Raw genomic sequence first — 25,697 nt, forward strand, 5'->3', positions numbered from 1 at the left:
TCGCCATTGATACTTGGCTCCTTCATCGCGTTGCTAATCTAAATTTGATACCTAATTTAGCATGTTGAATCAGTAGTGTCAACTGTGAAGAGTAAAAAATTTTTTTGCTGGGTTAAGCGTGTCAGCTGATTTGTGATAAGATATAACCTAATCGAAATGAGCGTAAACATCAAGGAAAGGAGGACGCGAGTTGCTGCAAGTGTCGGGAATGGAGATGTTGTTAAGTGGGTTGAATGACGAGCAACGGAAGGCGGTGACCGCGCCGATCGGCCCCACAGCCGTGTTTGCCGGTCCGGGTAGTGGGAAGACGACGGTGCTGACCCGGCGCGTGTTGTATTTGTTGGAACAGGGCATCCCGGCGAACCAGTTGATGTTGGTCACATTTACCCGGGCCGCCGCGCGGGAGATGCGGGAGCGATTGGAACAAGTGATGCCTGCTCGCACCCGGGAGTTGGCCGTTGGCACTTTTCATTCGTTGTTTTTGCAGATGTTGCGCGAGAGCGGTTGCAACGTTCCTCCTCTTATGGGACAAGCCGAACAGACCGCTGTGATGCGAGACTTGTTAGCGGAGCGGGAATTACCGACCGATGAAGAGACGGTGTCCACTTATCTAAACCAAATTGGACTGTGCAAAAACAATGGGATTTTGCCGGCACGGTTGCGAGTCGAGAAACAGAAGAATATTCTCTTCCGGGATTTGTATATGGCATATGAAAGCATGAAATCGGAACGTGGAATGTGGGATTATGATGACATTCTTTTAGCTGTGCATGCATGTTGTCGGCAATCGGAATGGCTTTCCCACTGGCAAACGAAGTTCCTACATATACTGGTGGACGAGTTTCAGGATATCAATCGGGTGCAGTACGAGATCTTGGTGAAATTGGCGGCGAAACACCGCCATTTGTTTGTGGTAGGGGACGACGATCAATCCATCTATGGATTCCGCGGAAGCGACCCCAAATTTATGCTTGAACTAAACAAAGATTTCCCCGAGCTAACGCGGATCATTCTGTCTGTCAATTACCGTTCTACCGAAGAATTGATTCAAGCAAGTGAACAATTGATTCGCCACAACCGCCGCCGGCAGCGGAAACCGCGGGCGGGAACCGGGGTGAGGGGGCCAGATGTGAAGTGGATGGAGCCGCTTGATGAGGAAGAGGAGGCAGAACAGATCTTGACCCACCTGACTGATGGGATGGAAACGGCCATTCTCTACCGTACATCGACCCAGGCCCGCGCGGTAGTGGATGCACTGGTGCGCAAAAGGATTCCCTTTATGGTCGCGTCGGGGGAAAGTTCGTTTTACCGGCGGTGGCAAGTTCAAGACGTGTTCGCCTATTTAAAATTGGCTTGGAATTCACAAGACCTTGACGCGCTGGTGCGGATTATTAATAAGCCTAAACGCTATCTTTACAATGAGGATTGGATTGACGCTTGTTGGGCAAGGGCGAAAAAACATGGGGGATCATTGTTGGCGGCGTTGCCCGGCTTGGATGGATTGGAACCTTACCAAATTCGGTATTTGAGTGAGTTGCGGGATCAAGTCCCGCGCTTGACGGAGATGAACGCCGAGGAAGCAGTGGCTTATATTCGTGAACGCATCGGTTATGACCGTTACCTGGAATCATTTGCCAAGGAAACGGGAAGTGATCTAGCCAGCCTGTTTGAACCTTTGGATGAGTTGGCCTTGGCGGCTCGCCATTTTGCGAATGGACAAGGACTCTTGGCTCATGCGCAAGAAGTTGAGCGGCAATTGCGCCATTCTGATGCGACTGCTCCTGTCAAACTGATGACCCTTCACCGTTCAAAAGGATTGGAATTTGATCGTGTCTATATCATCGGGTTACATGCGATGGTACTTCCACACCACCGAAGCCTACAGGTATCGGAACAACGAAAAGCGGCCGCGTGGGAAGAGGAGCGGCGCCTTTTGTATGTGGGGATGACTCGGGCTAAAACGGAGTGCTGGCTTTCTGTCAGCCAAACCAGGCAAGGCAAAAGAGTGGCGCCATCCCCGTTTGCAAAGGAATTGGGACATGGGGGAGAGCGCATGTCCACGAGTGCCCCGCTTGAACGCAAGCGAGAGTTGGAGCGAACGGCCCAGGTGTTTACGTCTGCCCGCGCAATGAGCAAAGCCCAGCCCCAACTCCGCTTTGCCAGTGAAGAAGTGGCACCAGGGATGTCAGTTAACCACATTCGCTTCGGTGTGGGGAGCATTGTGGAAGTGACGCCGCTTGCCGGAGTGGCGCCGGGACGAAAAATTCTGGTACGCTTCCCAGGCCAAACGCAATCCCTCCACTATGAGCTGTCACGGCAATTAGGCCTGTTGTCCTGCCCGGAATGAACAAAAAACCCCTTGCTTCACGAAAAAACGCAAAGCAAGGGGTTGGCTGATTATTTATTTTGTTGGTAACGGTCGAGGCATTGTTGGTAGAGTTCGGCGGCGAATGCAGCGTCTTTCCAGCCGATGATGTTGGTTTCTTTGTTTTCCAAGTCTTTGTAGACGCGGAAGAAGTGTTCGATTTCTTTCAGGACGTGTGGAGCCACATCATCCAAGCTGTTTACGCCATCGAAACGTGGGTCATCCACAGGCACGGCCAATACTTTTTCGTCTGGACCTTTGTCGTCGGACATGAGCAGCACGCCGATCACCCGGCTGGAGATTACACAACCAGGGAAGGTTGGGAAGCTGGTCAGGACAAGGATGTCCAATGGATCTCCATCTTCAGCCAAGGTGTTTTCGAGGTAACCGTATTCGGTTGGATAATGCATGGGGGAGTAAAGCACCCGGTCAAGACGGAATACGCCTTTCTCTTTGTCGAATTCGTATTTGTTTTGGCTTCCTGTAGGAATCTCAATAAAAGCATCCACAATCAGTTGGTTAGACATGAGCTTTCCTCCTCTATATGTACAATGAAGCTGTAAAATCACTCAACCATCATTTTAGTCGGTTTTGAATAAAGAAGCAAATGAAAAGACACTGTGAAACAATAAATCAATAAAGGAGAGCAGTTATGAAAAACGATCAAAGCAAGTATCACATCTCACCCAGTGTGTTTGCACAGAAATACTTGAATGGAGAGTTGGGGGCGCACCACATTGAAGTGATCGACGTGCGCGAACCCGCAGAATGGGAAATGGTTCATTTGGAGCATTGCAAACTCATGCCACTTGGCTCGTTGCCGGAGCGGTTAACGGAGATCGATCCGAACAAAACAATTTACCTCTTGTGCGCTCATGGAGTTCGCAGTTTACACGCCGCCAATTTTTTATTGCAGCAAGGTTACGCGGATGTGGTAAATGTGGACGGCGGTTTAGCGGAAGTGTTGCTTTATTTGGAGCAGGAAGAAGAATAACAGCAGCATAGAACGGACATAATTCCTTCTGAAAATATAATAAATAAATTCTTATATAATAATAAGTTTTTAATAATTATCGACAATTTATGTTGCCTCTTCTTCTATTTCGCTTTTGAAGAAGGGGTTTTTATTTAAATAGCGAATTTAAATTTTTCAGTACGATCATCACCATAGAGAGGAAGTGCATCAGTGAATAAGATTCGACTTTTTGTGATGACAGCTCTTTTCGCTTTGCTGTCTGCGGTGAGCCTCCAGTTGACGGCACCGGATCAAGCAAAGGCGTACGGCGCTTATGTGCCCGAAATCAAGCAAGATTACAGCAACTGGTGTTGGGCGGCAAGCGGTGCCGCAGTTTCGCAATATAAAGGCAAGAATGTTTCGCAATACAATTTCGCTTATGCGGTCAAAGGTGGGTACTACAATAACCCGGCCACCAGCAGTGAGATTCAAAGAGGGTTGTCCACCTACGGCTTGAGATCCAGATGGACCAACTACTATGGCAATTGGCAATACCCCAACTATTCATTTATCCAATCGCAAATCAACAACGGCAGACCGATGATCCCCTTGATTTGGTGGACAAATGGAGCTACCATCGGACATTTTGTTGTTTTGGATGGCTACTTCACCTCGAATAATAACAACTATGTCGAGTATATGGACCCTTGGTATGGAGACCATTACTACATGACTTTTCAAGCCTTCAAAAGTAACAACAATTTTTATTGGCGAGAGCTCATTTATGACATTGGTTACTGATGACAATCATCGAGGAGGAGATTTCACATGCTTAAAAGCTTAAAAATCATCATTCCCGCAGTGGCCATTGTCGCCACCATCGGCTTGGTCGGATTTATCGGCAACGGCTTCGCTTCAGACCAGCCTGAAAAGACAGCTTTTCAAGATTACTTAACAGCAGTTTCACAAAAATCCCCGAAACAGGGCAAATCATTAATGCCTCAAAGTGTAACTCCTGTAGAAGGACTCCAACTCTCTTCTTTTTCCATTCCGATTTTCCGCACACCCGATGCCAACGTAATCAAATCATATAAAGGAACCAGCCTGATTGAGATGTTGCAGCCAACCAAAGAGAAACTCTGGTTCATGATGAAAGGTGAGCAACCTGAAGGCTTAGTTGTCGCCGATGATGTCCAACCGATCAAAATGGGCGGGAAAAACCGCAGTAAAGATTTGATGAACATGTACAGAGCTGCGAAAAAAGAGGTGAAAAAAGAGAACCAAATCCGTTACTTTGAATTTGTAGGACAAGGCGTCTTCGTCGCTAAAACCAGCAAGGGTGAACAGATTTATCTGAGCCAAGGCGCCGCGCAAATATTAAACCTGCCCGCTGGCAAGCAGCTTGCTTCCACCGATGTGATCGCCAAGATGAAAGAGTTGCTAAAGTAACCGTTGATGTGTCATGAAAACGGCTTAAAAGCTTGTAGTAAAACTGCAGATTGGGTTTTAGGGCGAGTCTGATGCAAAACAGACAGCGGCTCCAAGTGTACTTTTACAACCTTAGCTCGGTATTGTACTGGGCTAAGGTTTTTTATATAGATGTTGAAGGTCATAGACAGGATTGATGGTGAATGGTGGGGAATGAATAACTGAGTTGACGAAGATAATGATAGTCATTATCATTATAAGGTGGACATGTTTGAAGGTCGCAATTGAGCGGCGTATGTGCGAAAAAGAACAAGCCACCTGGCAAGAGGTGGCTCATCGTTGTTCTGGTATGTAAGCGATCTGGGTTGATCGCTTGTTGACAGCACGTGGTGCGTGAGTGAAGCCAAACCGCTTGCTTACATGCACCGTGTGAACAACATGTTTACTGACAAATTACTCTTCTACTTTAATGGAGTCGGTCGGGCATCCTTCTTGAGCATCGCGAACATCATCATGAAGTTCTTCTGGTACGTCTGCCGTTCCGGTGTTGTCATCGAGGATCACATATGCGATGCCATCCTCATCGTAATCGTAAACATCCGGAGCGGTTGCGCCACAAGCTCCACATGCGATACAAGTATCTTTATCTACCCATGTGCGCATAGTGAAAATCTCCTCCCGTGTATATATCCCAATAATGAGTTAAGTCCACTTCCACCCCTCATTGTAGACGGAATTGTGTCCGATTTCAAGGAGCAATCAGTAAATCAAGAAAAAGGAGGGGCGATATGAGCGACATCAACTGTGATCAGCGGAGCCAGCAGGAGCGATTAATCTTGATCAGTTTTTATTTTACGCAACTGCTGTTTATTTTATTGAGTGTTCCATATTTATGGTGGAAAAATCGACTTTATGTTGAATTGACACCGTTTGCCGAGCTTTACATGTGGCTGATGGGTGTCGGCGTCGGTGGATTCATCGTGGCCATGGAATTTGTGCTAATCCGTTTGTTGCCTGAACACCATTTTGATGACGGGGGAATAAACCAATTATTGTTTGCGCGTCGTCCTTGGTGGCATATCATGTTGATCGCCGTGATGGCTGCCATCGGGGAAGAGTTGTTGTTCCGCGGTTTGGTGCAGGGTTGGATCGGGGTATGGGGAACGGCCCTCTTATTTGCGCTTGTACACACCCGATACTTAAAAAAATGGGTATTGGTCGTCTTTGTCACCGGAGTCGGAACAGTCTTTGGGCTGATGGTCGAATGGACGGGTCATCTTGCCCCGGCAGTGATCGCTCATGCGGTTGTCGATTTCGTGATGGGATGTTACTTGCGGTATGAAGCGAAGGAATGAGGATGCGTCTTCAGGATTGGCAATGCCCAGAAAAAAATGCGATTACCCTATGCAAGGAAAGTCATTTTTGTGTATGATTGATATAAAGAAAAATAGGAGACTTGACCGCGTAACAGTGAGATTCAGTCCCTCATATTCTGAATGTGGGAGTCTCCGGCGAGGGAGGGTAGGCCATGCGTGTCGAGCGTTTAGACGGGGATAAGGTGCGCTTTTTCTTGACTCTCGACGATTTGGCTGATCGTGGGATTCAAAAAGAGGACATGTGGAGAGATATTCCGAAAGTACATGAACTCTTTAATGACATGATGGAACACGCATATCAGGAATTGGGTTTTGAAGTGGTTGGGCCAGTAGCTGTCGAAGTTTTCGCCCTTCCCGCACAAGGGATGGTGGTTGTGGTTACCCGTGGCCGGGCTCCGAAATCAGAAGTCGATGAGTTTGAACAAACGGAAGAAATGTACGAGTTAGAAGTGACGATGGAAGAGTCGGATGATATCATTTTCCGTTTTAACGACTTCGAAGACGTAGTCCAAGCGGCTGTGCGCATGAAAGCCCATGCTATGCAAGGAGGGCAGCTATTTGCCTATCAAAACCGCTATTATTTGCTGTTTGGTGGAGAGAAGCATTTGTCCAAGGGTCAGGTGGATACGTTGATTGCCATGTTGTCGGAGTATGGCGAAGTGTCCACGGTGACAGAGGCCATGCTGACCGAGTATGGTAAAGTTGTGTGTGAAAACGATGCGATCAACCAAATCAGTCAATATTTTGGATGAGATAAATAAACACACCCGTAATAACCGGGTGTGTTATTAATTTGTTGTATAAAAAATTTTATTTTTGTATAACTAGTTGATAATATTCATGTGAACGCAAGCGGCTGATATCGCCATCACGCACACCTGGAAAGACGCGATCTATTGAAAGATGTTGGGTTTTATGTTCGCGTAGCGCTTGGGCGATGTTAGCGCGGAATGGGGTGACATCTATTTTCATGGATACGTATTCATCTGGTGTCGCATGAATTTTTCCAGAATGCAAATGAGCGATTGATTCTGGTATGACGATATAGTAAAGTTTGGTAGGGAATGTAGTTTTCTTTACTGCTTCCAAGGTAGCCTGTTGGATAATCTGATGATCAAGGTGGCCAGAAATGCCAGACGGCGGGAAGGTGATAATGAGATCTGGGCGGATGCTTTCCATGATCTTAAACAAATCGTCAACGAGTTGTTGGAAAGGGAGTTGGCTCAATTGTCCGTCTCCATAATCCCGCAGGATGCACTCATCAATGCCAAGAACATCACAGGCCCGAGCCAGCTCTTGCGCACGGATATCACCTAACTCTTCTTGTGCGCAAAGCGGTGGTTGACCTGTTTTACCTGCTTCACCGCGAGTAGCGCAGTAGAGCGTTTGACGGACGCCATTTACATGGAAGCGGGCGATAGTGCCGCCGCAAGTAAATGTTTCGTCATCAGGATGGGCAAAACAATATAGAACTTGTTGGTACATTTTCGAGTCAAATCCTTTCATAGCAGTCAGGTTTTCTTGCATTATTATACCTTATTGGTGCGTCTGTTTTTAAATATACGAAAAAACAGAGACATTCTTTGGTTGTTTAGTGTATTATTGTATACTGAATACTGGTCTTTTTAGCAGTTAGTATTTAATTCTGAGGTGGTCAGGATGGAACAACAGTCTGTTGCTGCAGGTCGTCAAGAGGAACAGCGTGAAAATATGGATGTCTTAGTATCCACGCAAACTGTGATTCATCAAGCGTTGGATAAGCTGGGTTATCCAGAGGCTGTGTACGAATTGTTAAAGGAACCTATGCGTGTATTAACCGTCCGGATTCCCGTCCGCATGGATGACGGCACTGTGAAAGTGTTTACGGGATATCGCGCTCAACATAATGATGCCGTAGGTCCAACCAAGGGTGGAGTGCGCTTTCATCCAGATGTAACTGAATCAGAAGTGAAAGCGCTATCAATTTGGATGAGTTTGAAAGCGGGCATTGTCGACCTCCCTTACGGCGGAGGAAAAGGTGGTATCATCTGTGATCCGCGGAACATGTCTTTCCGTGAGCTGGAACGCTTGTCTCGCGGCTATGTGCGTGCGATCAGCCAAATTGTAGGGCCGACGAAAGACATTCCTGCTCCGGACGTGTTCACCAACTCGCAAATCATGGCGTGGATGATGGATGAATACAGCCGTATCCGCGAATTTGACTCTCCGGGATTCATCACTGGTAAACCATTGGTGTTGGGCGGTTCTCGCGGTCGTGAAACGGCTACGGCCAAAGGTGTCACCCTGATGATCCGCGAAGCAGCGAAAAAACGCGGCCTCAGCATTGAAGGTGCACGCGTCGTTATTCAAGGATTCGGTAATGCCGGTAGTTTCTTGGCGAAGTTCATGCATGATGCGGGAGCCAAAGTGATTGGTATTTCTGATGCTTACGGTGCCTTGCATGATCCGAATGGCTTGGACATCGACTACTTGCTTGATCGCAGAGATTCTTTTGGAACCGTCACCAAATTGTTTAAAGACACCATCACCAACCAAGAGTTGTTGGAACTCGATTGCGACATCCTGGTTCCGGCAGCGGTTGAAAATCAGATTACCGCTAAAAACGCTGATCGAATCAAAGCTGACATTGTTGTCGAAGCGGCTAATGGACCGACCACGTTGGAAGCGACCAAAATCCTTCATGAGCGTGACATCTTGTTGGTGCCGGACGTATTGGCCAGCGCTGGTGGCGTGACCGTTTCATATTTTGAGTGGGTGCAAAATAACCAAGGATACTACTGGTCTGACGAAGAAGTGGAACAAAAATTGGAAGACATTATGGTGCGTGCGTTTGAAAACGTATATAATACCGCTCAAACCCGCAAAGTGGACATGCGTCTTGCCGCGTATATGGTGGGTGTGAGAAAAATGGCGGAAGCATCACGTTTCCGCGGTTGGGTATAGTATAATAAGGAAGTGGTGAGGAGAACACCCTTGAGTGAAGGGGTGTTCTTCTTTTGCATCGTTGGAGGTGACAGTATGTTTGATGTAATTGTGGTGGGTGCGGGCCCTTGTGGGCTTTCAGCCGCGATTGAGTTGAAAAAAGTGGGCTTGAATCCATTGATCATTGAGAAAGGTTGTTTGGTGAATTCAATATATCATTATCCGCTGTCGATGACTTTTTTTAGCTCGGCCGACAATTTGGAAATCGGGGGTATCCCATTTACGACAGTCAATGAAAAACCGACCCGGCATGAAGCGCTGGCATACTTTCGGACCGTGGTCAAGAAGCATCACTTGGAACTGAACACATACGAAAAAGTGGTGGAGATCGAGCGGATAGAAAACGGATTTCGCGTAATTACGTCCAAGCGGGATGGGCGTGGCATATATGAAGCGGAAAATGTCGTGTTGGCCACCGGGTATTATGACAATCCACATATGTTGAATATTCCAGGTGAAGATCTGCCCCATGTAAAGCATTATTTTCACGATGCCCATCCTTATGCGCGGGAACGGGTGGTGGTGATTGGCGGACGTAACTCAGCGATTGATGTGGCATTGGATTTACATCAAGTGGGAGCGCACGTTCATATGGTTTACCGCAAAAGCGCCTTTCACGACAGCGTCAAGGCGTGGGTGAGACCCTTGATCGAGGCGGCCATCGAAAAAGAACGCATCCATATGCATTGGGAAACGGAAGTGCGTGAAATCACTCCAGATGCGGTGGTGGTTGAAGAAAAAGGTGTACGGAAGGAAATCAAGGCGGATGCGGTGTTTGCGATGACCGGGTACAGGCCTAACCTGACTTTTGTGGAGAGATTGGGAGGACAAATCGATCAAGAGACGGGGGTACCGGTGCTGTCTGACGATATGGAAACGACGGTGCCCGGGTTGTACTTGGCCGGAGTGATTGCCACAGGGCATGATGCAACCAAGGTGTTTATCGAGAATGGACGTTACCATGGGCGTTCCATCGCGCGCCACATCCGAGACAAACGGAAGGTGGCCCGCATATAAGCGAAAAAGCGATTCCGAGAGCCGGAAATCGCTTTTTTTCTTTATCCGTGCAAACCTAGTTGAATCATGAATAACAAGGCGATGATAAAAAATGAGATCGGCACTTCCCTCGTCCGTTTGGCCGCGATTTTTAAAATAGCGTAGGTGATGAAACCAAACGCGATGCCGGTGGGAATGCTGTAGGTGAACGGGATGAATGCAAAAGTGATGAAAGCCGGCAACCCCTCCGTAAAATCACCGAACGGAATCGCTTGCACCTCTTGCATCATCAATCCGCCAACCACAATCATGATGGCAGCCACCGCACTTTCTGGAATCCATTTCAGATAGGGAATGAGGATCAGCGAGAGCAAGAAAAGACCGCCCGCCGTAATGGTGGTCAAGCCCGTTCTCCCCCCTGATTGGGTGCCAGTTGCGCTTTCCAAGGCGCAGATGGTCGCGCTCGTTCCCAGTAGCCCAGCCATGATGTTGGATAGGGCACTGGCTTGAAAAGCGGCTGGAAACTTTTGTTTGTCAGTTAACAGTCCTTGCAACAATCCCATATTTTCAAACACGAGGATCATAGTTAGCGTGAATGTTGCCACCCAGAAAGTGAGTTTGCCCAATCCTGCCAAGGCGAAGTTGCCTAGCAAAGGAACATACTGTTCAAGTGATAGAGGAGCTGGTTCTCCCTGGGCGATTGAAGGGTCGGCGATTAACGCGACCACCGTCGCCAACACCAGTGTGATCAAAAACGCGCCTTGTACCTTGCGCACAAAGAGAATGATCAACAGTGCAAGGCTAAACAGCGTGATCCACACCTTGGGTTGATGGAGATTGCCGAAACTGACGAACGTTTGTTCATTGCTGATGATTAATCCACCTTTTTGTAATCCGATAAAGGTGATGAGCAAGCCGATGCCTACGGTCATCCCCTTTTTCAAGGCGGTTGGTACCGCTGAGCTCAACCAAGTGGCCAGCGGAGTAAAGGTGATGATGGTAAACAGCATGCCAGAGAGGGTTACCGCGGTTAGCGCCTCCTGCCAAGAGAGGCCCATCTCATGCACCATGGTAAATGTGAAAAACGCGTTCACCCCCATGCCCGGTACAATAATAATGGGGGCGTTGGCCCACAATCCCATCAGCAGGCAACTGAGGCATGAAGTGAAGATGGTTCCCAAAAGAGCTGCTTCAAATGGGATCCCCGTCTCGGAGATGATAGAGCTGTTGACGATGATGATGTAACTGATGGTGAAAAAGGTAGTTAAGCCGGCCAAAAATTCTGTGCGAATAGATGTGTTGTGTGATGCTAACCGAAAAATCGAATGTAATCCTTTCAATTTCCTTCCTTCTTTGCTAATGCTCCCTCGCCCACCCACGCTCTGATTGAGCGCACTATAAATCAATACTGAAAATAGCTTTGTAATTCGGTTGCGTCTTTTGTTTTTGACAAGGCGAGCATCAGTTTGATCCGCGCTTTTTGGCCATTGATGCCGTTGGAGAAGATCAAACCAAGCTCTTTTAGTTGTTTCCCGCCTCCTTCATATTCATACGTGTCCTGCACCGAGCCATTGAAGCAACGGGACACCAGCACGACGGGAATCTTGCTGGCCAGCGCGCGTTTTAGGCCAGGCAACATGGTGGGAGGCAAGTTTCCCTGACCCAGCGCTTCCAACACGATACCGTCAAATCCGCGCTCTACCGCCCATGCTATCAGGCTGTCATCCATGCCAGCCGCCACTTTGATCAAAGCGACTTGGTGTGAAGGCATTGCAAGAGGGAAGCGGGGCTCTTTTACCGAATCTCGGAAAAAGCGAATATCCTTTTTGGTTACCAAGCCGACCGGGCCCAACCCGGGTGATTGGAAGGTGGCCACATTGCTGGTGTGGGTTTTGGTGACATCCCGGGCAGTGTGAATTTCGTCATTGAAGACGACCATCACGCCACGTTCCAGCGATTGTTCGTGTGCGGCCACGCGAACGGAGTTGACCATATTCACAGGCCCATCTGCCCCCAGTTCATTGGAGCTACGCATGGCCCCGGTAACGATCACGGGCCTGTCAGTGTCGAGAACCAAATCCAAGAAATAAGCCGTTTCTTCCAACGTGTCGGTTCCATGCGTGATCACGATCCCCTTCGCACCTCGGTTCAGATGTTCTTTCACGCGTTCTGCAATCAGGAACATATCCGCCGGGGTGATGTGGGGGCTCGGCTTGTTGAAAAGATGATCCATTTCCACTTTTGCGTATTGGTTCAATAACGGCAGGGCGCTTTGTAAGGCTTGGGGATCCTGCGGTTTAACCCCTTGCGACTCCATGTTCTCGCTCATGGCGATCGTCCCACCAGTGGTAATGACAATCACTTTATTATTCATATATGGCAGACTGTCGGCATGATGACAATCCTTTTCCACCTTTCTATTTTAGGATGCCATTTTCTATCGTATGGAACCCATCATCCCATGTCAATAATAGGGAGAGAAGAGGGCGGTGATACATGATGAGCGAAAATGAAAAATATGTGGTGACCATCAATTGCAATCAATGCGGTGAACGTTTCATTCTAAAGGGACGAATGAAAAAAGGCAAGTTAGAAACGGGTTTTAAGCGTTGCCTGTGCAACAATGACGACGATTTTCAAATAGAAAGGGAAAGATTGTAAAAGCGGAAGTCTGAACGAGGGCTTCCGTTTTTTTGTGGCGCTTGCATATTTCGTTTGCACATCGTTCAGACTACCAAAAGAATCTTAGAAGAACGCATGACAACAAAGGAGACGTGATGTCATGTACAAACGAATGGCAGCAATCTTATTGCCGATTGTGGCTGTCGCCTTTATCGCCGCAGCCGCATGGGGTTATATGGAGCATCAAGACAAAAATTCCGTGTTGATTAAAGCGGAAAACCAATACCAACGTGCATTTCATGATTTGAATGACCGCATGGATCGATTGCAAGGAGAATTGGGGAAATCGATCGCTCTTAATTCGCGGCGTCAATTGAGCACGGCCATGACCAACGTGTGGCGTCTGGCGTATGCGGCACAAAGTGATATCGGTCAATTGCCATTGACGTTGATGCCGTTTGATTCAGCGGAAAAATTTTTGTCTCGCGTTGGAAATTTCGCCTATGAAGTAGGCATTCGGGATTTGGATAAGGAGCCGCTCAGCGACAAAGAATGGAAGACATTGAGTGATCTATACCAGCAAGCAAAACATATCCGTGATGATATGGCAGCGTTGCAGAGCAAAGTGATCAACCGGAACCTGCGTTGGATGGACGTGGATTTGGCGGTGGCTTCAGAAGATAAGAAGATGGATAATACCATCATCGACGGGTTTAAAAAAGTGAATCAAGTGGTGCAGGAATTTCCGGAAGTGGATTGGGGTCCGTCAGTCAACAATATGGAAATTCGCCAGCGGGAACGGGTGAAGCAGTTAAAAGGGAAACTGATCACGCCGGAGCAAGCCAAACAGCGAGTCGCTTATGCGTTTGGACGCGAATCCACCAAAGGGATGCATGTGACCCGAAACAAAAAAGGGGATTATCCTACTTACAGCGTCAGATATGAGGGACGCAATAAGACAGAAGTGTACACAGATCTGACGACCATTGACGGTCATATCGTATGGATGGTGTTTGACCGGCCTGTCACGAAAAAACGGTTGACCTTGGATCAAGCGTTAACCCGGGCAACTCGCTTCCTCAATCGGATTGGTTATAAAAACATGACTCCGATTTCTTATGACGAAGTATCCAACATCGCCTCGTTTAATTTTGTTCATAAAGAGGGTGACGTGTACATCTACCCCGAGTCACTGGCTGTAAAAGTGGCATTGGATAATGGAGAAGTCATGGGTTTGCAAGCAGATGAATATGTTTTCAATAAGATGGATTGGTCCAAACGCAAACCGAAATTAAGCGCAACCCAAGCGCGGAAGCAAGTAAATCCCCATCTGAAACTGACCAAAAACAATCTGGCTGTGATCTACGACCGCAACGGTCGCCAAGTTCTGTGCCATGAATTTTTGGGGACAATTAACGGAGAACAATACCGGTTGTTTATCAATGCCGATACAGGCGAAGAAGAATATGTCGATCGGATAGAGAAAGCAAATGGAAATCGAATTTAATATTTTAAATGGGCCGATATAATACAATCGGCTCATTTAATTGTTTTCATTGCATGTGTGACAAAATTATGTTATTCTTTAAACAGGATTTCTTTACTCTATGAACCATGGCACCAATTATGGGATCCTGATAGATTTGTCAAAAAGAAATACATAGTAGATAGGCTGTTGGGGTCGAAGATTTCGATAGGGATTTACTTGGCGTCGATTTAAATCGAATAAGTATCTCCAATCGAGCAGGCGCACCCTGCTCGGTTGTTTTTCATCCCGACTTAGGGAGGATTTGTTAGGTAGATGAAACAGTTGCAAGTAGCGATTGATGGACCGGCTGGAGCCGGCAAAAGTACGGTGGCTCGTCGGGTTGCAGGTCGCCTTGGGTTGTCTTATGTCGACACCGGGGCTATGTACCGAGCCATCGCTTGGAAAGCGCTCCAGGAGAATTTAAATGTGTTTGACGAAGAAGCGGTCACCCAGTTGGCGGAACAGCTTCACTTTTCCCTTCATCCTCAAGGGGTCATGGTTAACGGACAATTGCTGAAAGAAGAGATCCGAACCCAAGAAATTTCGAGCTTGGCGTCGGCCATCGCGAAAATGCCAGGGGTGCGCCGCATCCTTGTGAATAAGCAGCGGGATATTGCCGCACGTCAGAGCGTAGTGATGGATGGGCGGGATATTGGCACACATGTTTTGCCGGAAGCAGATGTGAAAGTGTTTTTAACCGCCACCATTGAAGAACGTGCCCTCCGACGGTACAAAGAGTTAAAAGCCAGAGGGGCGGACGTGGACTTGGACGGGCTGAGGGAAGAGATCCGGCGCCGCGATGAAAACGACCGCACGCGTAAGCATGCTCCGCTTAAACAGGCCAAAGATGCTGTGCTTATCGACACAACGCATCTCTCGATCGATGAAATTGTTGAAAGCATTATGCAACTTTGCCGTCACAAATTAGGCGGTGGGGAGTAAGATATGTTCTATACGAAGATCCGCAGTATCGCACAACACCTGTTGCGCATGTTGTTCCGGGTAAAAGTGATTGGAAAGGAGCATGTTCCGTCACAAGGGCCCGCCGTCATCTGCGCCAATCATATCAGTAATCTTGATCCGCCGGTGGTTGGCGGATTCATCGACACGCGCGAAATCCATTTCATGGCCAAAGAAGAGTTGTTCCGTATTCCGATCATCGGTAAAATCATTACAAAATTAAATGCTTTCCCGGTGAAGCGGGGCGGAGGCGACAGCGGAGCGGTTAAGCATGCGATCCGGCTACTTCGAAATGGACACGTGTTGGGGATTTTTCCTGAAGGAACCCGCTCCAAATCGGGTGAACTCGGAAAAGCCCACGTCGGAGCTGCGCTGATCGCTATAAAAGGCAAAGCGCCCATGATCCCTGTGGCGATCATTGGTCCATACCGTTTGTTTCGCCAGACCAAAGTGATCATCGGGGAGCCGATCGACACGGTGGCGTTCTCGGAAGGCAAAGCTGGAACCGATGCTGCGAACGAACTCACTGAGTTGGTCATGTTGCGGATTAAACAAATGATTGATCATCATAGATAATTAGATCGTATGAAAAAGGTGAATTGCGCTCACCTTTTTCATCCAGATCTTTCCTTCATATAATTTGATTTAGATATTTTTATGACAGTGTGGAGAATGAGGAGGGCATGTTCATGGCAGAAGAGATGAAATCTGAATTGACTGAAGTTGCTACATTCCAAGTAGGAGATGTAGTGAAAGGGAAAGTTGTTAGCGTAGAACAAAATCAAGCGTTGGTGGACATTGGTTACAAATCGGAAGCAATCCTGCCAATTTCAGAATTATCTAGTTTGCATGTGGATAAAGTAGCTGATGTTTTGAATGTTGACGACGAGCTGGATGTGAAAGTAATCCGCATCAAGGAAGACGAAGATAAATTGATTGTTTCCAAAAAAGCCGTCGATGCTGAAAAGTCCTGGGAAGAGTTGCAACGCAAATTTGAAAGCGGCGAGGTAATCACAGCGACTGTAGCCGATATCGTCAAAGGCGGCTTGGTTGTTGATGTTGGTGTGCGTGGCTTCATTCCGGCTTCCCATGTTGAATTGCATTTCGTGGAAGATTTCAGCGACTACAAAGGCCGTGAGCTTTCATTGAAAGTAATTGAGCTGGACGCTGAGAAAAACAAATGCATCTTGTCCCACAAAGCGGTGTTGGAAGAAGAGCTGAACCGCAAAAAAGAAGCTGTGCTCGCTTCTTTGGAAGAAGGGCAAGTACTGGAAGGAACCGTTCAACGCCTGACCGATTTCGGCGCGTTTGTCGACATCGGCGGAGTGGATGGCTTGGTTCACGTATCCGAATTGGCTTGGCATCGCGTTGAACATCCGGCAGATATGTTAAAAGAAGGCGACAAGGTGAAGGTGAAAGTGCTCAAAGTAAATCGCGAACAAGAGCGCATCAGCTTGAGCATTAAAGAAACCGAGGAAGGCCCATGGGAAAAAGTGGCCAAAGAACTCTCTGCCGGCGATGTGGTTAAAGGTACTGTAAAACGCTTGGTTTCCTTCGGTGCTTTCGTAGAAGTGTTCCCAGGCGTAGAAGGGCTTGTTCACGTATCTCAAATTTCCCGTCGCCATGTGGCTACCCCAGCTGAAGTGTTGGAGGAAGGCCAAGAGGTACAAGTGAAAGTGCTTGAAATGGCTCCAGAACAAAAGCGCATCAGCTTGAGCATTAAAGATGTTGAGGTGGAAGAGGAGCGCAAAGAAGTAAAAGAAGTAATGGAGCAACAACAACAAGAACAACCGGCCAGCGGATTGAACGTAACGTTGGGTGACATGTATCCCGAGTTGCGCAATTTGAAATAATAACAATCAGCTTCCATCAGAACCAGCCAGATTTTGGCTGGTTCTTTTTTTGCTTAAAAAGGTGGTAGCAGAGTGACACTAAAAAAAACCCATGTGTCTGGAGGAAATCGGAAAATGGCTCCCGGCATTTTGGCACAATTGTGTTTGCTCATTTTGATTATCTTGTATTGGGCGGGATGGCTGGAAACGGATTGGCCCCGCAAATGGGCATACGGATTGGCCGTAACCGCTTGGTGGCTGACTTCTAGTCCGCCTCTTGCCATGAAGGAGGCGTGGTGGATTCACCCAGGGGCTGTTGTGTTGCTGATCGGGCTGGCTATCACGCTTGGCCGGCTTTGCTTGTCCAGGGCAACGGTAACGATCAGTTTCGGAGTGTTTTCGGGAACAGCGCTTTTCTTGTGGCATGAATATGCCCGGGTCGCCACCGATTGGGCTGATCCTCTGTTCCGCTTATTCTGCGTTGCAGTGTTCGTGGGTATTGGCGGCTTGTTTTCCCGAAGTGTCAAAGAGCATGTGGCTTGCCTCCTTTGTGGAAGTATGATGTTGCATGTGTGGATCGCGTCTTTTCACCGTGAGATGTTGATGCCGCTAATCTGGGGGTCAGGTGAGTTTTTGGATACGGTATGGCTTTCGTTGGTGGTGATGTTGGGATGGCGCCGGTTAAGAGTGTTTGCCGCCAACATTCATGAGAAGTGGATGCGGATTCCTCTACGAAAGGAAGAGTGAAGTGAAATGAACTTATCTCTTTACACCTTGGCCGTGGTATGGGGGGTGGTGGCTGGTTTCGTAACAAGAATTCGGATGTTGGAGAGTGATTATCGCCAATATCCGACCTACCCGCACGGCCATGTGATCCATCTGGCCTTGGGTCTGATTGCTGCCGCCCTTGGCGCGGTGGCTGTTCCAGCTCTGATGCAAAAGGATTACACGGCGATCACATTTTTGACGGTAGCCGCGCAACAATTTCGTGATGTTCGCAACATGGAACGACAAATGTTGACCAATTTGGATGAACTGGAATTGGTGCCCAGAGGAAAAAATTATATTGAAGGCATTGCCATGGTTTTTGAAGGAAGAAATTATATCGTCATCTTCGCTGCTTTTCTTACTTCGCTTAGTGTCGTCATTTTCCATTATTGGTGGGTTGGGGCGCTGGTCGGTTTGGCGATTCTTTTTTTGAGCGGGTTTCTTATGTCGGGTAAAGTGATTTATGACATCGCCGAAGTAGAGGTCGCACCGCTCCGGATTGAAGGGGCCAGCCTGTACGTGCAGGATATCTATTTGATGAATATTGGGTTGGAGGACAACCGTAAACGCATCTTGGAGAATGGGATCGGCATCCTGATCACACCGCGCCAGGCAAGCGGACGGGTCACGATTGGCAATGTGGGGCAAAGGCAGGCGATTTTGCATGATGTGTCCACCATTTTGGGCGTGTATCGTGACACGGGAGAGCCGGCGCTTACCCCGTTGGCCAAACGGGATTTGAAAGACGGGCGGCTGGGTATCCTCTTGTTGCCGCAAGAGAAAGACGTGGAACGAGCTGTTGAGATCGTTAAAAATGTACCTGTCTTAGAGAGTGCCATTCGCAAACCGAGCAAAATGCCCAAGGAATTGAGAAAAAGGTGGGAAAGCGCATGAGCAAAGGGAAAATATTGGCGGTCATCACCACGCAGCGCGACAAAGTGGCAGGAGGGGCTCCCATCTTTGCGGCTGACTCCTTGGAAGAGCTGGAGCAAAAAGCGTTTCTGCTAGAAAAAATTTTGGATGCGATGGTGCATGAGATTGACCAGGATACGAAGATTATCGTGAAACACTAAGATGCTGGTTGCTTAAAGAATCAATGTTCAGTTAAGATTAGGTATGTCTTATACTTATATATGGGAATATGCGAAAAGTGAGGATGTTGTATGAGCTTACCTGTAGTAGCGATAGTTGGACGACCGAATGTGGGAAAGTCGACGATTTTCAACCGCTTGGCGGGGGAACGCATCGCGATTGTGGAAGACCAGCCAGGCATTACCAGAGATCGGATTTATTCTCGCAGTGAATGGAATGGGCGTGAGTTTCACTTAATTGATACAGGCGGCATTGAGTTTGGAGACACCGATGAGATTATGGATCATATTCGCAATCAGGTGGAATTGGCCCTTGATGAAGCGGATGTGATTTTGTTTGTCGCCGATGCCCGCGATGGCGTCACTACCACAGATGAAGAGGTGGCCAGGTTTTTACACCGCACCAACAAACCAGTGATTCTGATGGTAAACAAGGTGGATGACATCAAATACACCGAGAATGTGTTTGAGTTTTACCAATTGGGTTTTGAGCATGTGATTCCGGTGTCTTCCTTGCATGGAACCGGAACAGGCGATATGCTGGATGCTGTAGTGGAACATTTTCCTGACAGGGAAGAAGAGGAGTATGAAGAAGACACCATCAAAGTGTCCCTTATCGGCCGCCCCAACGTTGGGAAATCTTCACTTGTCAATGCGTTGCTGGGAGAAGAGAGGGTCATTGTCAGCCCTGTTGCGGGAACCACGCGGGATGCTGTTGACACTCCGTTTGAATATGAAGGACAAAAATATGTCCTCATCGATACGGCCGGGATTCGCAAACGGGGAAAAGTGTACGAATCGATTGAGAAATACAGTGTGATCCGTGCATTGCGCGCCATTGAGCGCTCGGATGTGTGCTTAATCGTGATCGACGGCGAACGGGGGATCGCGGAGCAGGATAAGAAAATTGCCGGTTATGCGCATGAGGCGGGAAGAGCTGCCATCTTCGTGGTGAACAAATGGGATGCGGTCGAAAAAGATGAAAAAACCATGGACCGCTTCAAGCGGCGGATTCGTGAAGAATTCCAGTTTATGCACTACGCGCCGATCCTGTTTGTTTCCGCTAAAACGAAACGCCGTATTCATACGGTGTTGCCTGAAGTGAATGAAGTGGCTGAACAACACGCAATGCGCGTGCCCACGTCGGTGCTCAACCAAGTGATTCAGGACGCCATGGTGACAACACCGCCTCCATCGGATCGGGGTCGCCGATTCCGGGTTCGCTATGTGACCCAGGCGACGGTGAAACCACCTACCTTCATCTTGTTTGTCAATGACCCGGAACTTTCGCATTTCAGCTACTTGCGCTATCTCGAAAACCAGTTGCGGCAAGCGTTTCCGTTTAAAGGGACGCCACTTAGAATCTTGCTGCGAAAGAAAAGCTAAAGAAACTGAGAGACGGGGAGAGGGCAATAATGCTACAAACATGGGGGATACCGATTGTCATTTCTTACTTGTTGGGTTCTATAAGTTTTAGTTATTTGTTGACCAAATGGCTCAAGGGCGTTGATATTCGTGACTACGGTAGCGGCAATGCGGGAGCTACGAATACGTCGCGCGTGCTGGGGAAAGGGCCAGCCTTGATAGTCTTTTTGCTGGACGCGCTCAAAGGGATGGCCGCGGTCGGCTTTGGTTACTGGATGGCTGGCAACAGCCCGGATGTGAAATTGGTGATGATGGTGTGCGGGATTGCCGCCATCATTGGACATAACTGGCCAGTCTTTTTGGGATTCCGCGGTGGAAAAGGCATTGCCACGACGGTAGGAGTGACGTGCCTCATCGGCTTCACTGCAGCTGTCGTCGCCGGGGTCTGTGCTATCTTGTTTATCTTGTTTACACGGTATGTATCAGTCGGATCGCTGGTGTACACCTCCATCGTTCCCGTGATGATGTGGCTGTTGGATTATCCCACGGCTGTGGTGTGGTTGATGTTGATCGTGTCTGTGATGGCGCTGTGGAGACATAAACAAAATGTAATCAATCTGTTTAAGGGAAACGAACGCAAGATTTAGATTGATACAAGGGAGAAATCACATGAAAGGTAGAGTTGCTGTACTTGGAGCGGGGAGCTGGGGTACGGTTCTCGCTGCGGTGTTGGCCGACAACGGCCATGATGTGACATTGTGGGCGAGGCGTGAGGAGCAGGCGCAGGAAATCGATCAAGCGCACACCAACCGCAAATATTTGCCGGATGTGAAATTGCCAGAAAACTTGCGGGCCACCTCTTCGTTGTCCGAAGCGCTAAAGGGCAAAAAGGCGGTACTATTTGTGGTTCCTTCGCATTCCATGAGGGAGATTGCCCGTGAAGCGCGTCGTTGGATAGAGGCTGACGCGCTCGTCATCCATGCGGCCAAAGGATTTGAAATCGACTCGTTGAAACGGATGTCTGAAGTGCTGGCGGAGGAGTTGGGTGCAAGCCACGCGGAACGCATTACGGTGTTGTCCGGACCCAGCCACGCCGAAGAAGTGATTCGCCGTTGCCCCACGACTGTCGTCGTCGCCTCGCAGTCGGCACAAGCGGCCGAACAGGCGCAGATGCTGTTTATGAACTCGTATTTTCGAGTGTATACCAATCCTGATGTGATCGGGGTGGAAGTGGGGGGCGCCTTGAAAAATATCATCGCCCTGTCTGCGGGACTCGTTGACGGATTGGGCTTTGGTGACAACGCCAAAGCGGCTTTGCTGACTCGGGGATTGGCGGAGATCGCCCGGTTGGGTCACGCGATGGGCGCTGAGCCGATCACTTTTGTCGGACTGGCTGGCGTGGGCGACTTGGTGGTGACTTGCACCAGTAGCCACAGTCGTAACTGGCGAGCCGGCCACATGATCAGCCAAGGCAAAAGGTTGGATGAGGTGCTTGCTACCATGGGCATGGTCGTTGAAGGCGTCCGTACCACCAAAGCTGCGTACGTGCTCAAAGAACGGTACCAGGTGGAAATGCCGATCGCAGAGCAGTTGTATGCTGTGCTGTTCGCAGACAAAGACCCGGAACAAGCCGTAAAAGAGCTGATGGGACGGGGGCGCACGCAGGAGCTGGAAGAAATTATCGGCGGCTGGTAGCCATTTTGGGCGCTTTCCCTGTTGCAAGGTATTTGCTTGCTTCATACTCTGTAATAGCTTCAACCAATATCCATAAACTTGAGCACAAGAATCGGGGTCAGGGATGTGTGCAGGTGAAAGGGATTGGTCACGAAAGAGAGGGGTAATGCTGATTGAGCATTACCCCTCTCGTTTTTTGTAACTGGCTGCGGTCGGTTGTGACGGGCGAAAAAGGCTTGCGATAAAGCGTTGAATGAGCGGCGATTGCAATAAGCTCAAGATGTTGCCCAATTGGAAGGGGGGCTGTTGCCCTGGTGACCCGTGTGACGGATCATCGTCAAAGGGGAGATTGATCACCGGAATATCTTGGTCTAAGGTGGATGGGGGACGCTTCTCGCCAGGCAGTGCCGGAAATCCACCGCGTTGTTTGGCATGGGCCATCATTTTGGTGGCGATTTCAAACATTTGATAAGCATGATCCATCACGCTTTCTACCCGCTGGATGGATTGGCTCAAATCTTTGACGGTGGAGCGGAACTTCATAAATCCGCTCAAAATGCGGGCGATGCTTGCCGAACTCAGTTGGGGAAAGACAAGGGGAGGCATGGTTTCTTCAAGCGGTTTAACCAAGGTGTTGTTTGGTTTTGTCTGTTTCTTGGCAGTTTTTTTATGACTTTGCGGTTTCTTTTTCTTTTTGGCGCTCATAGGGAAATCCTCCATTTCAGGCTAGTGTCTATTTATCGTATGCAGGTGCCCGTCGGTGAAGCAGGGCACCTGCCCGACTGCTTGGTAGGCAGATGTGGATTTGCTATACTGTTATGATGAAGACAAGGGGTGGAAAAGAAATGGAATTGGGTGTGAGTTTATTTTTATTGGTTCTGATTAATTTATTGATGACGTTGGGCAGACAGCAAAAAAGAGTTTGGGTGAGATGGATTTTGTCGTCTGTCTCATTGATTTTATTGATTGCAGCTCTGCTGTTTATCCTGAGAATGTTCATGTGATGGAGGAATGGAAATGCGACGCTGCAGTGGCTTGGCAATCCTCTTGCTGTTTTGCACGCTGTTGACGGGGTGCCTGTATCCGCAAGAACGAAGACAAGAATGGGACAAGCTGGATCAGCATCTTGCACGCGTTCAGGCGGCGGTGGATACCTATTTGAAGCAGCAAAAAATGTTGCCGTATAAATACAGCCAAGACGATGTGAAATACTCGACGCATTACCAGGTGGACTTTATGCAGATACAAGGGTATTTGGGGGATATTCCACCGTCGGCGTTCGAGAAAGGCGGGTATTTTATTTATGTGATGACCAATGTGGATACCAAACCTTTGGTTCGCCTATTTGATCTGCGTACCCACGATGCCGTGGACAAAGTGCAATTGGCTGTTAATTCATTTAAAGCGAAAAAGGGGAAATATCCACGAGGTGAAGCCGTGAGCCCTGGTTTTTACAAGGTTGATTTGGAGCAGTTAAATCTGGATAGCGTGCAAGTGCCCAGTCCGTACACTCCGGACACAATGCTGGACTTGATCATGGATGAACAAGGGCGGGTCTATCTGGATTACCGTAGCGAAGTGATGAAAAAATGGCAACAAGCCAAAGAAAAGCCGTCAGCGGAGGAAGATCTGCGGGTATGGCTGGCACAGGACTCCTATTTTGTACCAGGATATTCACCAATGATGAAAATGAATAAAAATATGCCAGAATTAATTGTTCCAAGTGAAGGAACAGAGAAAAAATCGCCTTGAAGCTAGGGCGATTTTTTCTTTTCATGAATTTCTGACCTGTAGCCACATATTTATGGAATGACAAGTGTGTGGAAGGGGTGGAATCAAACCATGGCGAGTTTATGGTTTCATCTCATTGTCATACCAGGCATTTTCTTGTTGGGCCATCTTACAGGATCAGTCAAGGTGGCAGGCTTCCGGACGCGGACGGTGCTAGTGAAAGGCAAGCCTTCTCCTGTGCGTGGGAAGGTGAAAAAAAGAACCGAAACGGGATAACTCCCTCGGCGGCTCTATTTTTTTAGGCAAAGATTCATATTGGGAAAAGGCATTCATATATTAGTAGTGTCAAAGGAAGGGTCCGGAGGGGGGATAGCCTTCGCACCGGCGACAGATCCAGAAAAGAGGGCGATTTTGAAGGAGGGACTTTCGTGGAGAAAGTAGATATCTTGAAAGATATTGCAGAACGGACAGGAGGAGACATCTACCTGGGTGTGGTCGGTGCGGTGCGCACCGGTAAATCGACATTTATCAAACGGTTCATGGAACAGGTAGTGATTCCCAACATTGAGAATGAAGCCGACCGTACGCGGGCAACAGATGAACTGCCTCACAGCGGCGCGGGGAAAACGATCACAACGATCGAACCCAAATTCGTGCCAAACCAAGCGGTCCAAATACACGTAGATGAGGGGTTGGACGTTAATATCCGGCTGGTTGATTGTGTCGGTTACGCGATTGATGGCGCCAAAGGCTATGAAGATGAAAACGGACCGCGCATGATTAGCACGCCTTGGTTTGAAGAGCCGATACCGTTTCAGGAAGCGGCAGAAGTGGGCACAAGAAAGGTGATCCAAGAACACTCCACCGTGGGGATCGTCATCACCACGGACGGCTCAATCACCGATATACCGCGCGAATCTTATCAAGAAGTGGAAGAGCGCGTGATCAATGAATTGAAAGAAGTGGGCAAACCGTTCATTTTGTTGTTGAACTCGACCCGTCCCTACGGCGAACAGGCGCAACAGCTGCGGGCAGAACTGGCGGAGAAATACGATATTCCTGTTTTGCCTGTCAGCGTGGCGACGATGAGCGAAGAAGACATCCTCAGCATCATGCGAGAAGTGTTGTATGAATTCCCGGTTCATGAAGTGAACGTCAACCTGCCCAGCTGGGTCATGGTGTTAGATGAAGAGCATTGGTTGCGGCGGGACTTCGAAAATTCCGTACGGGAGACGGTGAAAGATATCAAGCGCTTGCGTGATGTGGATCGGGTAGTCGGCCAATTTTACGATTACGAATTCATTGAAAAAGCAGCTTTATCCGGGATGGATATGGGGCAAGGGATCGCCGAAATCGATTTGTACGCGCCAGACGCTTTGTATGACCGGGTGTTGCAAGATGTGGTGGGCGTTGAAATCCGCGGCAAAGATCACTTGTTGGAATTGATGCAAGAATTCAGCATCGCCAAGCGGGAATACGACAAAGTGGCGGATGCAATTAAGATGGTGCGCACAACGGGCTATGGCGTGGCGCCGCCTGCTTTGGAAGAGATGACCCTGGATGAGCCGGAGTTGATCAAACAGGGGAGCCGGTTTGGCGTAAGGCTTAAGGCGACGGCACCGTCCATCCATATGATTCGCGTCAATGTGCATTCTGAGTTTGCGCCTATCATCGGCTCAGAAAGACAGAGCGAGGAGCTCTTAAACTACCTGATGCGCGATTTTGAACAAGATCCTAACAGCATTTGGGAAACAGATATTTTCGGCCGTTCACTCAACCAAGTCGTTCGGGAGAGCATCCAAGCTAAATTGGCGATGATGCCGGAGAACGCGCGGTATAAACTGCAAGAAACACTGGAACGGATCATCAACGAAGGATCGGGCGGATTGATCGCCATAATCTTGTAAATGTTCGACCATAAGCGCTGAAAAAGCGCTTTTTTTGTTTCCAAACAGAGAAATCGCAAAGATTCACTTGAACTTCCCATAAGTCTATATTAGTATAGGATTGTCCCGCGCAAAGAA

Annotated in this window: 27 protein-coding genes and 1 other annotated feature (1 of these 28 running past the window's edge); of the genes, 21 read left to right on the top strand and 6 right to left on the bottom strand. The window is 48.4% G+C overall.

The genetic code is table 11. The annotated features are described in order from the left end of the window. Positions 1-35: a binding site (T-box leader), on the bottom strand (it extends 212 nt beyond the left edge of the window). A gap of 164 nt (positions 36-199) precedes the next feature. After that, complete coding sequence (locus NYR52_RS07250) at positions 200-2,347, top strand: ATP-dependent helicase (protein WP_259436738.1); 2,148 nt, start codon at positions 200-202, stop codon at positions 2,345-2,347. Positions 2,348-2,397: 50 nt separating this feature from the next. On the opposite strand, the gene NYR52_RS07255 is transcribed toward NYR52_RS07250, so the two are convergent. Then, positions 2,398-2,892 carry an inorganic diphosphatase gene (locus tag NYR52_RS07255; RefSeq protein ID WP_259436590.1) on the bottom strand — a complete coding sequence of 165 codons (495 nt, stop codon included), beginning with the start codon at positions 2,890-2,892 and terminating at the stop codon, positions 2,398-2,400. A gap of 125 nt (positions 2,893-3,017) precedes the next feature. Between NYR52_RS07255 and NYR52_RS07260 the strand changes: the two genes are divergently transcribed. From NYR52_RS07260 to NYR52_RS07270, 3 genes are all read left to right on the top strand, one after another. Continuing rightward, positions 3,018-3,359, top strand: a complete 342-nt coding sequence (locus tag NYR52_RS07260; protein WP_259436591.1) for a rhodanese-like domain-containing protein — start codon at positions 3,018-3,020, stop codon at positions 3,357-3,359. 192 nt (positions 3,360-3,551) lie between these two features. Continuing rightward, positions 3,552-4,121 (top strand): C39 family peptidase, encoded by a 570-nt coding sequence (locus NYR52_RS07265; protein ID WP_259436592.1) that lies wholly within the window; start codon positions 3,552-3,554, stop codon positions 4,119-4,121. A 27-nt stretch (positions 4,122-4,148) separates the two neighbouring features. Further along, positions 4,149-4,769, top strand: coding sequence for a hypothetical protein (locus NYR52_RS07270; protein WP_259436593.1), 621 nt, complete (start codon positions 4,149-4,151; stop codon positions 4,767-4,769). 432 nt (positions 4,770-5,201) lie between these two features. Here NYR52_RS07270 and NYR52_RS07275 read toward each other — a convergent pair whose 3' ends face one another. Then, positions 5,202-5,411, bottom strand: a complete 210-nt coding sequence (locus NYR52_RS07275; protein WP_022738423.1) for a ferredoxin — start codon at positions 5,409-5,411, stop codon at positions 5,202-5,204. 125 nt (positions 5,412-5,536) lie between these two features. Here NYR52_RS07275 and NYR52_RS07280 point away from each other — a divergent pair, with 125 nt between their 5' ends. Together NYR52_RS07280 and NYR52_RS07285 are read left to right on the top strand one after the other, a co-directional pair. Continuing rightward, the gene (locus NYR52_RS07280; RefSeq protein WP_259436594.1) at positions 5,537-6,103 is read left to right on the top strand and encodes a CPBP family intramembrane glutamic endopeptidase; all 567 of its coding nucleotides are present in this window, start codon (positions 5,537-5,539) and stop codon (positions 6,101-6,103) included. A gap of 173 nt (positions 6,104-6,276) precedes the next feature. Further along, on the top strand, positions 6,277-6,876 hold the full coding sequence (locus tag NYR52_RS07285; protein WP_132220187.1) for a genetic competence negative regulator: 600 nt from the start codon (positions 6,277-6,279) through the stop codon (positions 6,874-6,876). Positions 6,877-6,934: 58 nt separating this feature from the next. On the opposite strand, the gene NYR52_RS07290 is transcribed toward NYR52_RS07285, so the two are convergent. Further along, positions 6,935-7,651, bottom strand: a complete 717-nt coding sequence (locus NYR52_RS07290) for a PIG-L deacetylase family protein (RefSeq protein ID WP_259436595.1) — start codon at positions 7,649-7,651, stop codon at positions 6,935-6,937. A 132-nt stretch (positions 7,652-7,783) separates the two neighbouring features. On the opposite strand from NYR52_RS07290, the gene NYR52_RS07295 reads away from it, so the two are divergent. Together NYR52_RS07295 and NYR52_RS07300 are read left to right on the top strand one after the other, a co-directional pair. Then, positions 7,784-9,067, top strand: coding sequence for a Glu/Leu/Phe/Val family dehydrogenase (locus tag NYR52_RS07295; RefSeq protein WP_022738428.1), 1,284 nt, complete (start codon positions 7,784-7,786; stop codon positions 9,065-9,067). 75 nt (positions 9,068-9,142) lie between these two features. Then, entirely contained in the window at positions 9,143-10,123 is a 981-nt protein-coding gene (locus NYR52_RS07300; RefSeq protein WP_259436596.1) for a YpdA family putative bacillithiol disulfide reductase, read from the top strand. 41 nt (positions 10,124-10,164) lie between these two features. On the opposite strand, the gene NYR52_RS07305 is transcribed toward NYR52_RS07300, so the two are convergent. Both NYR52_RS07305 and NYR52_RS07310 read right to left on the bottom strand, forming a co-directional pair. Further along, positions 10,165-11,442 carry an NCS2 family permease gene (locus NYR52_RS07305; protein ID WP_022738431.1) on the bottom strand — a complete coding sequence of 426 codons (1,278 nt, stop codon included), beginning with the start codon at positions 11,440-11,442 and terminating at the stop codon, positions 10,165-10,167. A 62-nt stretch (positions 11,443-11,504) separates the two neighbouring features. After that, positions 11,505-12,476, bottom strand: coding sequence for an asparaginase (locus NYR52_RS07310; protein ID WP_259436597.1), 972 nt, complete (start codon positions 12,474-12,476; stop codon positions 11,505-11,507). 408 nt (positions 12,477-12,884) lie between these two features. Here NYR52_RS07310 and ypeB point away from each other — a divergent pair, with 408 nt between their 5' ends. The 10 genes from ypeB (at position 12,885) to NYR52_RS07360 (ending at position 21,963) form a co-directional block, all read left to right on the top strand. Then, positions 12,885-14,231, top strand: coding sequence for a germination protein YpeB (gene ypeB / locus NYR52_RS07315; RefSeq protein ID WP_259436598.1), 1,347 nt, complete (start codon positions 12,885-12,887; stop codon positions 14,229-14,231). A gap of 294 nt (positions 14,232-14,525) precedes the next feature. Further along, the gene (gene cmk, locus NYR52_RS07320) at positions 14,526-15,194 is read left to right on the top strand and encodes a (d)CMP kinase (protein ID WP_022738435.1); all 669 of its coding nucleotides are present in this window, start codon (positions 14,526-14,528) and stop codon (positions 15,192-15,194) included. 3 nt (positions 15,195-15,197) lie between these two features. Then, complete coding sequence (locus tag NYR52_RS07325) at positions 15,198-15,788, top strand: lysophospholipid acyltransferase family protein (protein ID WP_259436599.1); 591 nt, start codon at positions 15,198-15,200, stop codon at positions 15,786-15,788. A gap of 113 nt (positions 15,789-15,901) precedes the next feature. Continuing rightward, entirely contained in the window at positions 15,902-17,065 is a 1,164-nt protein-coding gene (gene rpsA, locus NYR52_RS07330; protein ID WP_022738438.1) for a 30S ribosomal protein S1, read from the top strand. Positions 17,066-17,137: 72 nt separating this feature from the next. Then, on the top strand, positions 17,138-17,791 hold the full coding sequence (locus tag NYR52_RS07335) for a hypothetical protein (RefSeq protein WP_259436600.1): 654 nt from the start codon (positions 17,138-17,140) through the stop codon (positions 17,789-17,791). A 6-nt stretch (positions 17,792-17,797) separates the two neighbouring features. Beyond that, a complete protein-coding gene (locus NYR52_RS07340) occupies positions 17,798-18,706 on the top strand; it encodes a YIEGIA family protein (protein WP_132220194.1) in 909 nt (302 codons plus the stop codon). Continuing rightward, on the top strand, positions 18,703-18,885 hold the full coding sequence (locus NYR52_RS07345) for a capping complex subunit for YIEGIA (protein ID WP_132220195.1): 183 nt from the start codon (positions 18,703-18,705) through the stop codon (positions 18,883-18,885). The genes NYR52_RS07340 and NYR52_RS07345 overlap by 4 nt, the downstream gene beginning before the upstream one ends. Before the next feature lie 90 nt (positions 18,886-18,975). Next, positions 18,976-20,289, top strand: a complete 1,314-nt coding sequence (gene der, locus NYR52_RS07350; protein ID WP_259436601.1) for a ribosome biogenesis GTPase Der — start codon at positions 18,976-18,978, stop codon at positions 20,287-20,289. 29 nt (positions 20,290-20,318) lie between these two features. After that, positions 20,319-20,915: a glycerol-3-phosphate 1-O-acyltransferase PlsY gene (plsY, locus tag NYR52_RS07355; protein WP_132220197.1), complete on the top strand. Its 597-nt coding sequence runs from the start codon at positions 20,319-20,321 to the stop codon at positions 20,913-20,915. A 22-nt stretch (positions 20,916-20,937) separates the two neighbouring features. Beyond that, the gene (locus tag NYR52_RS07360) at positions 20,938-21,963 is read left to right on the top strand and encodes an NAD(P)H-dependent glycerol-3-phosphate dehydrogenase (RefSeq protein ID WP_259436602.1); all 1,026 of its coding nucleotides are present in this window, start codon (positions 20,938-20,940) and stop codon (positions 21,961-21,963) included. A 159-nt stretch (positions 21,964-22,122) separates the two neighbouring features. Here NYR52_RS07360 and NYR52_RS07365 read toward each other — a convergent pair whose 3' ends face one another. Further along, positions 22,123-22,647, bottom strand: coding sequence for a hypothetical protein (locus NYR52_RS07365; protein WP_132220199.1), 525 nt, complete (start codon positions 22,645-22,647; stop codon positions 22,123-22,125). 312 nt (positions 22,648-22,959) lie between these two features. Between NYR52_RS07365 and NYR52_RS07370 the strand changes: the two genes are divergently transcribed. The 3 genes from NYR52_RS07370 (at position 22,960) to spoIVA (ending at position 25,580) form a co-directional block, all read left to right on the top strand. After that, a complete protein-coding gene (locus NYR52_RS07370) occupies positions 22,960-23,694 on the top strand; it encodes a YphF family lipoprotein (protein ID WP_259436603.1) in 735 nt (244 codons plus the stop codon). Between the two features lie 90 nt (positions 23,695-23,784). Then, positions 23,785-23,949 (top strand): hypothetical protein, encoded by a 165-nt coding sequence (locus tag NYR52_RS07375; protein ID WP_022738452.1) that lies wholly within the window; start codon positions 23,785-23,787, stop codon positions 23,947-23,949. A gap of 152 nt (positions 23,950-24,101) precedes the next feature. Then, positions 24,102-25,580, top strand: coding sequence for a stage IV sporulation protein A (gene spoIVA / locus NYR52_RS07380; RefSeq protein ID WP_132220201.1), 1,479 nt, complete (start codon positions 24,102-24,104; stop codon positions 25,578-25,580). Positions 25,581-25,697 lie beyond the last annotated feature (117 nt).

Origin of the sequence: Laceyella sacchari (genome assembly GCF_024927925.1) — a bacterium.
Classification (GTDB): domain Bacteria; phylum Bacillota; class Bacilli; order Thermoactinomycetales; family Thermoactinomycetaceae; genus Laceyella; species Laceyella sacchari.

What these genes read in the sequence shown, in the direction of transcription:
- NYR52_RS07285 (WP_132220187.1), top strand. Translation starts at nt 6,277, where the DNA reads ATGCGTGTCGAGCGTTTAGACGGGGATAAGGTGCGCTTTTTCTTGACT.
- plsY (WP_132220197.1), top strand. Translation starts at nt 20,319, where the DNA reads ATGCTACAAACATGGGGGATACCGATTGTCATTTCTTACTTGTTGGGT.
- NYR52_RS07365 (WP_132220199.1), bottom strand. Translation starts at nt 22,647, where the DNA reads ATGAGCGCCAAAAAGAAAAAGAAACCGCAAAGTCATAAAAAAACTGCC.
- rpsA (WP_022738438.1), top strand. Translation starts at nt 15,902, where the DNA reads ATGGCAGAAGAGATGAAATCTGAATTGACTGAAGTTGCTACATTCCAA.
- NYR52_RS07370 (WP_259436603.1), top strand. Translation starts at nt 22,960, where the DNA reads ATGCGACGCTGCAGTGGCTTGGCAATCCTCTTGCTGTTTTGCACGCTG.
- NYR52_RS07360 (WP_259436602.1), top strand. Translation starts at nt 20,938, where the DNA reads ATGAAAGGTAGAGTTGCTGTACTTGGAGCGGGGAGCTGGGGTACGGTT.
- NYR52_RS07345 (WP_132220195.1), top strand. Translation starts at nt 18,703, where the DNA reads ATGAGCAAAGGGAAAATATTGGCGGTCATCACCACGCAGCGCGACAAA.
- cmk (WP_022738435.1), top strand. Translation starts at nt 14,526, where the DNA reads ATGAAACAGTTGCAAGTAGCGATTGATGGACCGGCTGGAGCCGGCAAA.
- NYR52_RS07300 (WP_259436596.1), top strand. Translation starts at nt 9,143, where the DNA reads ATGTTTGATGTAATTGTGGTGGGTGCGGGCCCTTGTGGGCTTTCAGCC.
- NYR52_RS07280 (WP_259436594.1), top strand. Translation starts at nt 5,537, where the DNA reads ATGAGCGACATCAACTGTGATCAGCGGAGCCAGCAGGAGCGATTAATC.
- NYR52_RS07325 (WP_259436599.1), top strand. Translation starts at nt 15,198, where the DNA reads ATGTTCTATACGAAGATCCGCAGTATCGCACAACACCTGTTGCGCATG.
- NYR52_RS07270 (WP_259436593.1), top strand. Translation starts at nt 4,149, where the DNA reads ATGCTTAAAAGCTTAAAAATCATCATTCCCGCAGTGGCCATTGTCGCC.
- NYR52_RS07290 (WP_259436595.1), bottom strand. Translation starts at nt 7,651, where the DNA reads ATGCAAGAAAACCTGACTGCTATGAAAGGATTTGACTCGAAAATGTAC.
- NYR52_RS07260 (WP_259436591.1), top strand. Translation starts at nt 3,018, where the DNA reads ATGAAAAACGATCAAAGCAAGTATCACATCTCACCCAGTGTGTTTGCA.
- NYR52_RS07295 (WP_022738428.1), top strand. Translation starts at nt 7,784, where the DNA reads ATGGAACAACAGTCTGTTGCTGCAGGTCGTCAAGAGGAACAGCGTGAA.
- NYR52_RS07275 (WP_022738423.1), bottom strand. Translation starts at nt 5,411, where the DNA reads ATGCGCACATGGGTAGATAAAGATACTTGTATCGCATGTGGAGCTTGT.
- NYR52_RS07340 (WP_132220194.1), top strand. Translation starts at nt 17,798, where the DNA reads ATGAACTTATCTCTTTACACCTTGGCCGTGGTATGGGGGGTGGTGGCT.
- NYR52_RS07310 (WP_259436597.1), bottom strand. Translation starts at nt 12,476, where the DNA reads ATGAATAATAAAGTGATTGTCATTACCACTGGTGGGACGATCGCCATG.
- NYR52_RS07375 (WP_022738452.1), top strand. Translation starts at nt 23,785, where the DNA reads ATGGCGAGTTTATGGTTTCATCTCATTGTCATACCAGGCATTTTCTTG.
- ypeB (WP_259436598.1), top strand. Translation starts at nt 12,885, where the DNA reads ATGTACAAACGAATGGCAGCAATCTTATTGCCGATTGTGGCTGTCGCC.
- NYR52_RS07255 (WP_259436590.1), bottom strand. Translation starts at nt 2,892, where the DNA reads ATGTCTAACCAACTGATTGTGGATGCTTTTATTGAGATTCCTACAGGA.
- der (WP_259436601.1), top strand. Translation starts at nt 18,976, where the DNA reads ATGAGCTTACCTGTAGTAGCGATAGTTGGACGACCGAATGTGGGAAAG.